The organism is Bradyrhizobium pachyrhizi (assembly GCF_001189245.1).
GTDB lineage: Bacteria > Pseudomonadota > Alphaproteobacteria > Rhizobiales > Xanthobacteraceae > Bradyrhizobium > Bradyrhizobium pachyrhizi.
Window position 1 is genome coordinate 82,306 of sequence record NZ_LFIQ01000116.1, and the last position, 10,208, is coordinate 92,513.

The 10,208-nt window shown below is 65.7% G+C and carries 10 protein-coding genes; 7 read left to right on the forward strand and 3 right to left on the reverse strand.

The genetic code is table 11. The annotated features are described in order from the left end of the window. Nucleotides 1–2,424, reverse strand: a 2,424-nt coding sequence (gene clpB, locus AKL29_RS31385) for an ATP-dependent chaperone ClpB (protein WP_244482524.1), incomplete at its 3' end; no start/stop codon positions are given. Nucleotides 2,425–3,093: 669 nt separating this feature from the next. On the opposite strand from clpB, the gene AKL29_RS31390 reads away from it, so the two are divergent. From AKL29_RS31390 to AKL29_RS31410, 5 genes are all read left to right on the forward strand, one after another. Beyond that, nucleotides 3,094–4,476, forward strand: coding sequence for a YXWGXW repeat-containing protein (locus AKL29_RS31390; protein WP_082190770.1), 1,383 nt, complete (start codon nt 3,094–3,096; stop codon nt 4,474–4,476). An 83-nt stretch (nt 4,477–4,559) separates the two neighbouring features. After that, nucleotides 4,560–4,742, forward strand: coding sequence for a hypothetical protein (locus AKL29_RS31395; RefSeq protein WP_050386906.1), 183 nt, complete (start codon nt 4,560–4,562; stop codon nt 4,740–4,742). 125 nt (nt 4,743–4,867) lie between these two features. After that, the gene (locus AKL29_RS31400; protein ID WP_050386834.1) at nt 4,868–5,770 is read left to right on the forward strand and encodes a DnaJ C-terminal domain-containing protein; all 903 of its coding nucleotides are present in this window, start codon (nt 4,868–4,870) and stop codon (nt 5,768–5,770) included. After that, a complete protein-coding gene (locus tag AKL29_RS31405) occupies nt 5,767–6,042 on the forward strand; it encodes a chaperone modulator CbpM (protein WP_050386835.1) in 276 nt (91 codons plus the stop codon). The genes AKL29_RS31400 and AKL29_RS31405 overlap by 4 nt, the downstream gene beginning before the upstream one ends. Nucleotides 6,043–6,093: 51 nt before the next feature. Further along, entirely contained in the window at nt 6,094–6,318 is a 225-nt protein-coding gene (locus AKL29_RS31410; RefSeq protein ID WP_050386836.1) for a hypothetical protein, read from the forward strand. Nucleotides 6,319–6,404: 86 nt separating this feature from the next. Here the strand turns inward: AKL29_RS31410 and AKL29_RS31415 are convergent, their stop codons facing one another. After that, nucleotides 6,405–6,638, reverse strand: a complete 234-nt coding sequence (locus AKL29_RS31415; protein WP_050386837.1) for a hypothetical protein — start codon at nt 6,636–6,638, stop codon at nt 6,405–6,407. Nucleotides 6,639–6,699: 61 nt separating this feature from the next. Further along, a complete protein-coding gene (gene ybaL / locus AKL29_RS31420) occupies nt 6,700–8,421 on the reverse strand; it encodes a YbaL family putative K(+) efflux transporter (protein ID WP_050386907.1) in 1,722 nt (573 codons plus the stop codon). A gap of 114 nt (nt 8,422–8,535) precedes the next feature. Here ybaL and AKL29_RS31425 point away from each other — a divergent pair, with 114 nt between their 5' ends. Both AKL29_RS31425 and AKL29_RS31430 read left to right on the forward strand, forming a co-directional pair. Further along, the gene (locus AKL29_RS31425) at nt 8,536–9,201 is read left to right on the forward strand and encodes an HAD family hydrolase (protein WP_050386838.1); all 666 of its coding nucleotides are present in this window, start codon (nt 8,536–8,538) and stop codon (nt 9,199–9,201) included. A 9-nt stretch (nt 9,202–9,210) separates the two neighbouring features. Next, nucleotides 9,211–10,164, forward strand: coding sequence for a sugar-binding transcriptional regulator (locus AKL29_RS31430; RefSeq protein WP_028334896.1), 954 nt, complete (start codon nt 9,211–9,213; stop codon nt 10,162–10,164). Nucleotides 10,165–10,208: the final 44 nt, after the last annotated feature.

Genomic DNA, 10,208 nt, shown 5'->3' on the forward strand with positions numbered 1-10,208 from the left:
GTCCCAGCCTTTCTCCGCCAGCCAGTCGCGCGCCTTCGGGTCGAGCTCCAGCTCGATCTTGCGATCCTCGAGCAGCTTGCGCAGCCGCGAGAACTGGATCTCGACGATGCGGCCCATGTCGCTCTTCTGCAGCCGATGAAACAGGATGATCTCGTCGATCCGGTTGAGGAATTCCGGGCGGAAGTGCGCCCGTACCATGTTCATCACCTGCTCGCGCACCGCGCCCGTGCTCTGGCCTTCCGGCTGGTTGACCAGATATTCGGCGCCGATGTTCGAGGTCATGATGATCAGCGTGTTGCGGAAATCGACGGTGCGGCCCTGGCCGTCGGTCAGGCGGCCGTCGTCGAGCACCTGCAAGAGCACGTTGAAGACGTCGGGATGCGCCTTCTCGATCTCGTCGAACAGCACCACTTGATAAGGCCGCCGCCGCACCGCTTCGGTGAGGGCACCGCCCTCGTCATAGCCGACATAACCTGGAGGCGCGCCGATCAGCCGCGAGACCGAGTGCTTCTCCATGTATTCGGACATGTCGAGGCGGATCATCGCGGTCTCGTCGTCGAACAGATATTCGGCAAGCGCTTTCGCGAGCTCGGTCTTGCCGACGCCGGTGGGACCTAAGAACATGAACGAGCCGATCGGCCGGTTGGGATCCTGCAGGCCCGCGCGGGCACGGCGCACCGCGGTCGACACCGCGCGCACCGCCTCGGCCTGGCCGACGACGCGCTTGCCGAGCATCTCCTCCATGCGCAGCAGCTTGTCCTTCTCGCCTTCCAGCATCTTGTCGACCGGAACGCCGGTCCAGCGCGACACCACCTGCGCGATATTGTCGGCAGTCACGGTCTCGCTGGCGGACGAGGTCTCGCTGGCCTCGACCGCCGCGAGCTTCTTCTCGAGCTCGGGAATGCGGCCATAGGCCAGTTCGCCCGCCTTCTGGAATTCTCCCTTGCGCTGCGCATTGGCAAGCTCGGTACGCAACTGTTCGAGCTCGCCCTTCATCTTCTGCGCATCGGAGAGCTTGCTCTTTTCCGACCGCCATTTCGACGTCATGTCCGCCGATTTCTTTTCCAGGTCGGCGAGATCCTTCTCGAGCGTCTGCAGGCGGCTCCTGGAGCCGAGATCGGTCTCCTTCTTCAGCGCTTCCTGCTCGATCTTCAGCCGGATGATCTCGCGGTCGAGCGAATCGAGTTCTTCCGGCTTCGAATCGACCTGCATCTTCAGCCGCGCCGCAGCCTCGTCCATCAGGTCGATCGCCTTGTCGGGTAGGAAACGGTCGGTGATGTAGCGGTTCGACAGCGTGGCGGCTGCGACCAGCGCTGAATCCGCGATGCGCACGCCGTGATGCTGCTCGTACTTGTCCTTCAAACCGCGCAGGATCGAGATGGTGTCCTCGACCGTCGGCTCGGAGACGAACACCGGCTGGAAGCGCCGGGCCAGCGCCGCGTCCTTCTCGACATGCTTGCGGTATTCGTCGAGCGTGGTGGCGCCGATGCAATGCAGCTCGCCGCGGGCGAGCGCGGGCTTCAGGAGGTTGGATGCGTCCATCGCACCGTCGCCCTTGCCGGCGCCGATCAGCGTGTGCATCTCGTCGATGAACAGGATGATGCCGCCCTCGGCCGAGGTCACTTCCTGCAGCACTGCCTTCAGCCGTTCCTCGAACTCGCCGCGATATTTTGCGCCGGCGATCAGCGCGCCGAGATCGAGCGCGAGCAGCGCCTTGTCCTGCAGGCTTTCCGGCACGTCGCCGTTGACGATGCGCAGCGCGAGGCCCTCGACGATCGCGGTCTTGCCGACACCGGGCTCGCCGATCAGCACGGGATTGTTCTTGGTCCGCCGCGACAGCACCTGGATGGTGCGGCGGATCTCCTCGTCGCGGCCGATCACCGGGTCGAGCTTGCCGTCGCGCGCGGCCTGGGTGAGGTCGCGGGCGTATTTCTTCAGCGCGTCATAGGCGTTCTCGGCCGATGCGCTGTCGGCGGTGCGGCCCTTGCGCAGCGCGTTGATGGCCGCATTCAGGTTCTGCGGATTGACGCCGCCCTTGGCGAGCAGCTTGCCGGCCTCGTTGTCCTTGTCGGCTGCGAGCGCCTGCAGCAGGCGTTCGACCGAGACAAAGCTGTCGCCGGCCTTGTCGGCGGCCTGTTCCGCCGCCGCGAAGGCGCGCGCGGTCTCGGGTGCCAGATAAATCTGTCCCGAGCCGGCGCCGCTGACCTTCGGTACCTTCGCCAGCGCGTCCTCGGTCGCCTTGAGGATCGCGCGCGAGTTGCCGCCGGCGCGGTCGATCAGGCCGGCTGCGAGGCCCTCATTGTCGTCGAGCAGCACCTTCAGGATGTGAAGCGTCGAGAACTGCTGATGCCCCTCGCGCATCGCGAGCGATTGTGCCGACTGAATGAAGCCGCGAACGCGATCGGTATATTTTTCTATGTTCATCGTGGCACCCTCAGGCAACGCAGCTCGTCGAGATCAAGTCATGCCACGCAGTCCCGCCGAGCGACAGATGGCGGAACGATGACATCCATCATGCGATGGCCTCGTGCGATCGCGCCGGCGGAAAAACCGCGGGCCTGAGGCTGTCGCGCCTCGCATCGTGTGGTCGTTTCCGGAGAGTGTCAATCGCGGAGCGCGCCCGCTGGGATGCCGCAGATAAGCCGTTGCGACCGCTGATGTTCGTCGTTAGCACTCATCGGGAGGCACTGCTACGGCCGCGCCAGCAAGCCGGATGCGCGCGTCGCGCTGCTAGCGGCTCGATGGATCGCTGTGCTCGCGAAGCGAGCGTCGGACAAGCAGAGATCGCCGTGATCGAACAAGACCAAATTCATGTTCGGACACGCGATTCGAAATCGATGACGTCGCGTTTCGCGAGCTCGCATCGATGATGCAGTCGAGCGGCACGCGATGTTCGATTGAATCGCGCAGCGTTGCATCACGGCGCACTCTGAACTGACGATGAATAGCTGCATCAGCGCATTTCCTGTCGCGTCGATGCGTTTCAGGCTGGTGTAAGGTCAAGGCGCTAGCGATGAAGTGTGTCGGTGCATTGCCGACGCACGGAACTTTTGTTCCGTCTCACGTCGAACGTGCTCATCGAAGAGGCTCCCAATGACAACTCGTCTCCTTTCGACCGTGTCGTGTGCAGCGATTGCCACGGCGCTGTTCTCTGCGACTGCGGTGCCCGCAATCGCGCAGGATGCGGCATGCGCGCCGGTCTCTGCCGTCGAGACTGCGCCGCCGCCGTTGCCGACCTACGATCAGCCGCCGGTGCCTGGTCCCGGCTACATGTGGTCGCCGGGCAATTGGTCGTGGGACGAGGATCGCGGCGATTACTACTGGGTGCCGGGCACCTGGGTGCAGCCGCCGCGGGTCGGACTGCTGTGGACGCCCGGCTACTGGGGCGCATTCGGTGGCGGCTTCATTTTCCATCAGGGCTATTGGGGTGATCGCGTCGGCTTCTATGGCGGCATCAACTACGGATTCGGCTACGGCGGCGCAGGCTATGAAGGCGGCCGCTGGGATCACGGCAATTTCTTCTACAATCGCACCGTGAACAATCTGCAGGGTGCGCGGATCACCAACGTCTACGAGAAGAACGTCACGATCAATCAGACCACCGTCAACAACGTCAGCTACAATGGCGGCCGCGGCGGCATCGAGGTGCGGCCGACGCCGGCCGAGCGCGCGGTCGCCAAGGAGCAGCACTTCGCGGCGACGCCGTTGCAACGCAAGCAGGTCGAGACCGCAAGCCAGGATCCGAGCCTGTTCAACCGGACCAACAATGGCGTGCCCGCAGTCGCCGCAACGGCGCGTCCCGGCGAATTGAAGGGACCGGGCGTGGTTCGCGCGCGGCCGGCCGGCGAGGCGGTGCCTGCCAACGCCGCACGGCCGGCGACCGGGGAGCCGGGGCACCCGGGAGCTGCAGCCGCACCCGCAACCGCACCGGCTGCTTCCCATGCGCTCCCGGTCCCGGGAAAGGAGCTTCCGGCGGCGCATCCACCCGTCGAGGCGAACAAGCCCGCGGCCGAGGAGAAGCGCGCGGCACCTGCTCCCGAGACCAAGGCCGAGCCGCATCCTGCTGCGCCGGCGTCTGCCGGATCCCATGCACTTCCGGTTCCCGAGAAGGGCGTTGCGGCGCATCCGCCCGCCGAAGTGAACAGGCCCGCGGTCGAAGAGAAGCGCGCAGCGCCTGCCGCCGAGCCGAAGCTCGAGCCGCATCCTGCAGAAGCGGCGCGGCCTGCCGTGCAGGAGAAGCGGCCAGAAGAGGTGCGCAAGGAAGAGCCGCGTCCCGAGCCTGCCGCGAAGCCCGTCGCGCGGCCCGAGCCAGCGAGGCCCGAACCGCGACCGGAGACGATGGCGCGCCCTGAGCCGCATCCGCAGCCGCAGGCCGCCCATCCCCAGCCGGTGGCACGGCCGGAGCCGCACGCCGCTCCGCATGCTGCGCCCGCGGCAGGTCACCCCGCGGAGGAGAAGCGGCAGGAGCAACACTAAGGCACGACCGCGCTCCGCTGGCTCGTTCCGACGGAGCGCGGTATTGTTCCACCTGTGCAAGCGATCATCACTGGAGGTTGGTCATGGCACAGAGGCACGGCGGCGATGGACAGCTCGACGATGGGAAGCCGCGTTTGAGCGAGGACGACATACAGCGGGCCCTGCTCGGTCCGCGGGGCGTGCCGGGTAAGCCGGATACTGCCAAGATGACGCCGCAGCAGCAAAAGAACATGCCGAACTATCTGGACCCCGGACATACATCCTGACTCGTCATGTGACGTGAGCGCATGCTGCGTCGGCCGCTTCCGGGCGGCGCGCCTGCGCACTTGCAAATCGCCTGCTTTTGCGCCCTCATGATCGCAGGTGCACTCACGGTGTTGCGGAGCAGGTTGTGAGAAATCCGTACGAGGTCCTTGGCGTTGCCCCGACGGCGTCTGCGGCCGATATCCAGAAGGCCTATCGAAAGCTGGCGAAGAAGCTGCATCCGGATCTCAATCCGGGCGACAAGGCGGCCGAAGACAAATTCAAGGAAGTCGCTGCTGCGAACGATCTGCTCTCGGATGCCGAGAAGCGCAAGCGCTTCGACGCCGGCGAGATCGATGCGGATGGCGCCGAGCGACCGCAGCATCGCTACTACCGGGATTTCGCCACCGCCGATGCGGGGCATCCCTATGCCGACAGCTCCGGCTATGCCGACTACATGGACCAGGACGACGCCTTCGCCGAATTGCTCCGGCGCAGCGAGCAGGCGCGCGCCAACCGGCGCGGCCGCGATTTGCATTACGCTCTCGCGATCGACTTCGCGGAATCGATCGCCGGTGCGAGCAAGCGCCTGACGCTTCCCGACGGCGGTACGCTCGACGTGACGATCCCGCCGGGGCTCGTCGATGGCCAAATCATTCGTCTGCGCGGCAAGGGCATGCCCGGCAGCGGCAAGGGCGGTCCCGGCGATGCGCTGATCGAGGTGGAAGTTCGCCCCGACCCGCGCTTCACCCGCGAGGGTGACGACATTACGCTCGAACTGCCGATCTCGCTGTCCGAGGCGGTGCTCGGCGGAAAAGTTCGCGTTCCGACGCCGACCGGTGCCGTGACCATGACGGTTCCGAAGGGATCGAACACCGGCACGACCATGCGGTTGCGCGGCAAGGGCGCGCCCCGCGTTGGCGGTGGCCAGGGCGACGAACTCGTCAAGCTCAAGGTGGTCCTGCCCAAGGGACCCGATCCCGAGCTCGAGGCGTTTGTGTCGAACTGGGATCGGAAGGCATTCGATCCGCGCGAGGATGGTGCATCATGAACAAGCAGCAGTTCCTCATCGATGCGGGTCTGGAGGTGCGGACCCTGGAGTTCTGGATCGAGCAGCAATGGCTGGTGCCGGACGAGACCGCCAGCGAGATCAGCTTCTCCGACACCGACGTAGCGCGCGCGCATCTGATCCGCGACCTGAAGGGCGACTTCGGCGTCAACGACGAGGGCATCGACGTCATCCTTCATCTGGTCGATCAGCTGCATGGCCTGCGCCGCGCGTTCGAACAATTGCACAAGGACATGGCGTCACCACAGCGCTAGGCGCCTCACTTGCGACGAACCTCAGCCTTGGGATCAGCCTGGGAGACGATCATGACGGACAAGCCGACGCCGCTGGCGCATGGCGAGATCGACGTTCTTATCCTGCAGGCGCTGGTGCGCAAGCTGATCGCGAAAGGCGTGCTGACGCCGGACGACGTCCGCTCGATGCTGTTCGAGGCCGCCAAGAATCTTGACCTGGTCGGCAGCGAGCTGACGACGGAAGCCGCCAACATCATCGTGCAGGAAGATCTGGCGCCGGCATTCCTTGTCGGCTAGGGCATGATCCGGAAAAGTGGAAGCCGGTTTTCTCTCGCGGCAACCGCGAAGCGTTTGCGCGGAGATCATGCTCAAATAAGGAGGCTTCAGGTCTGGCCGCCGCGGGTGGAGACCAGCCGGATCCGGGTGACCTGGCCGGCGTTGCCGGCGAGATAGGCTTGTGCGTCACGCACCAGCCGCTCCACGGCGGCCGCGTCATAGCTCGGATGACGGGTGTTCAGATGCAGGTCGGTCTCGATCTGCATGATATTTGTCGTGTCAGTGGCGCCGATCTCGACCGAGAACGACACCAGCGAAACATGCGGGCTCTTGAAGGCCATCGCTCGATCTCCCTCATCGCGTGACGCGCGGCGCGCATCGGTACGGCGGGCGCAATCTATCTCAAGCTGCCGAATCCTGCTCGGCCGTTCGCATCGCAGCCGGACGCGCCCTGTCGAGCTCCTCGATCATGCCGCGGGCGATCTCGCGCTCGCCCATGATCACGATGTCGGCGCCAAGTGCCTTGAGATGATCGACCTCGGCGTCGGAATGCGCACGGGCGATGATCTGGATCTCGGCATTCGCGGCGCGCGCCTGCTCGACGATCTGGCCGGCCTCGAAGGCTTCGGGAATGGCGATGACCAGCGATCGCGCGGCGGCCGGATTGGTCGCGCGAAGCACGCTGGCGCGCGCTGCGTTGCCCATCAGGGCTTCGATGCCGCGCTCCTTGAGCTTGGCAACCATGTCGTCGGACGCCTCGACCGCGAGAAACGGCGCGCTGCGTTGATGCAGCGCATCGCCGACGATGCTGCCGACCCGCCCGTAGCCGACCAGGATGGTGTGATCCTGCAATTCGGTGACCGGGATCGGTTCAGAAGCTGCGGCAGTTGGCGAGGAAGCCTGCGGCTTCTCGAGTCGCGATGTCAGCCAGTCGACGACCGCGAACACCAGCGGGTTGAGCATGATCGAGAAGATCGCACCCGCCAGGATCAGGTCGCGGCCGGCCTTCGGCAGCAGATTGAGCGCAACGCCGAGTTCGGCCAGGATGAAGGAGAATTCGCCGATCTGGGCGAGGCTCGCCGAGATCATCAGGGCGGTTGTCATCGGATGACGGAACAGCACGACGATCAGAAGGGCGGCGATCGACTTGCCGACCACGATGACGAACAAAGTCGCTGCGAACGGCCAGGGCTCGCGAACCACGCTGAGTGGATCGAACAGCATGCCGACGGAGACGAAGAACAGCACCGCGAACGCATCGCGCAGCGGCAGGGTTTCCTGGGCCGCGCGCTGGCTGAGCGGCGATTCCCGCAGCATCATCCCGGCGAAGAAGGCGCCGAGCGCCAGCGAGACGCCGAACAGCTTGGTCGCGCCGAACGCGATGCAGAGCGCGATCGCAAGCACGGTCAGCCGGAACAGCTCGCGCGAGCCGGTATGCGCAATGTAGTGCAGGACCCACGGGATCAGCCGGCGCCCGACCACCAGCATCAGCGCGATGAACACGGTGATCTTGATCAGCGTCAGCACCAGCACGCCGGTGAGCCCGAGACCGAAACGGGCGGCGAGCGGATCGGAGGTGAGCGCCGCGCCATCGCCGCCCTGCAAGCTCGCCACCGCCGGGAACAGCACCAGCGCCAGCACCATGGCGAGGTCTTCGACGATCAGCCAGCCGACCGCGATCTTGCCGCGTTCGGTGTCCATCAGACGGCGCTCCTGCAGCGCGCGCAACAGCACGACGGTACTTGCGACCGACAGCGCGAGACCGAACACCAGACCGGCGCCGACGGTCCAGCCCATCAATAGCGCGAGGCCGAGGCCCATCAATGTGGCGACCGCAATCTGCGCAATCGCGCCGGGCACCGCGATCGCGCGCACCGACAACAGGTCGTTGAGCGAGAAATGCAGGCCGACGCCGAACATCAGGAGAATGATACCGAGCTCCGCGAGCTCGGTTGCCAGCGCCTGATCGGCAACGAAGCCGGGTGTGAAGGGACCGACGGCCACGCCCGCGAGCAGATAACCGACCAGTGGCGGAACCCGAAAGCGCTGGGCGATGGTTCCGAAGACAAAAGCGAGGCCGAGGCCCGCGACGACGGTCGCGATCAGAGGTGTGTCATGCGGCATTTCGCCTTGTCGCACAGCATCCCTGGCGGTGCACCGCGACCATTTGAGGCGCGGCATTCCGCGCGAAAATTGTGATCTATTGCTCATAACGTGAGCATATGATCTCATACCGGGATGGATCCGCGGCTTCCCGAGACTGATTTGGTCATCTTCGACTGCGACGGCGTGCTCGTCGACAGCGAGGAATTGAGCTGTCGCTGTCTTGCCGAGGCGATGGTCCAGACCGGCATCGAGATGAGCACCGAGCGGGCGCTCGAACTCTTCCTCGGCCGCAGCACCGCGGCCGTGGTCGACTACTGCCGGGGCGTCGGAAAGCCGTTGCCCGAGACGTTTCTGCCTGACCTGGCGCTGCAGGTCCGTGAGACCTTCCGCTCCCGGCTGAAGCCGACCGCCGGCATCGCGGCGCTGCTCAAGGAATTGCGGCTGCCATATTGTGTCGCCTCATCGAGCGATCTCGATCGGGTGAAGTTCTCGCTGGAGCTGACCGGCCTCGCCGCCAGCTTCGGGCCGCGGCTCTACACCGCGCAGATGGTCAAGCACGGCAAGCCGGCCCCCGATCTGTTCTTGCATGCGGCAGGCGCAATGGGCGCTGCGCCGCGCCGCACGCTCGTGATCGAGGACAGCGTCAGCGGCGTGATGGCCGCGAAGGCGGCGGGCATGAAAGTGTGGGGATTTGTCGGCGGCGCCCACTATCGGTTGGCGGATGGCAGTGCTCTGCTGCGGCAGGCCGGGGCGGATCGAATCTTCGCCGCGATGACGGATTTCTGGATGGAAGGCTGACGCAAGACGATGGCTGCGCCCGACAACGAAAAGTCTCGTCTCGACGATGCGGCGCGCGCCGGCTGGCTGTATTTCATCGCGGGCCACACCCAGGATGAGATTGCGAAAATGCTGCAGGTGTCGCGCGCCTCGGCGCAGCGCCTGGTGTCGCTGTGCCTGGCGGAGCGGCTGATCACGTTTCGCCTCGAACATCCCATCGCGGCCTGCATGGAGCTGGCTTCCCGGCTGAAGGCACGGTTCGATCTGGTGCATTGCGATGTCGTGCCGACCGATCCGGCGGCACTGCTGTCCAATGCAGGGATCGCCGAACGCAGCGCCAACCTGCTGGAGACGACGCTGCGCTCGGAGACGCCCGTGATCGTGGCGCTCGGCACCGGCCGTGCGGTGCGCGCCGCAGTCGAGCGGGTCTCGCCGATCGAGCGGCCCGATCACCAGATCGTCTCGCTGGTCGGCAACATCTCCGCCGACGGCTCGGCGAGCTTCTACGACACAGTGGGACGGCTCGCCGACCGCACCGGCGCGCGCCATTACCCGATGCCGCTGCCGTTCCTGATGTCGAGCGAGGACGAGCGCAATCGCATGGTCCGCATCGACCCGATCGCGCGGGTGAGGGCGGTCGCCGCCAAGGCCGATCTGCGGCTGATCGGCATCGGCCAGATGGATCAGAAGGCCCAGGTCCATGTCGACGGCTTCGTCACCCGCGAGGAACTGCTGGAGATGATGCGGCTCGGCGCGGTCGGCGAGGTGACCGGCTGGGCCTATGACGCCAAGGGCCGCCTGATCAAGGGCGGCACCAACAAGCGGTTGACGAGCATTCCGCCGCAGATCCCCGCGGAAGCGACCACGATCGCGGCAGCCGTCGGCGCCGCCAAGGTGCCGTCGATCAAGGCCGCATTGGCGGGCCGGGTGGTCAATGGCCTCATCACCGATGAGGCCACCGCCCGCGCGGTGCTGGATCGCTAGGCGCCACGGATCGGGCTTCACCTCGCCCCGCCTGCGGGGAGAGG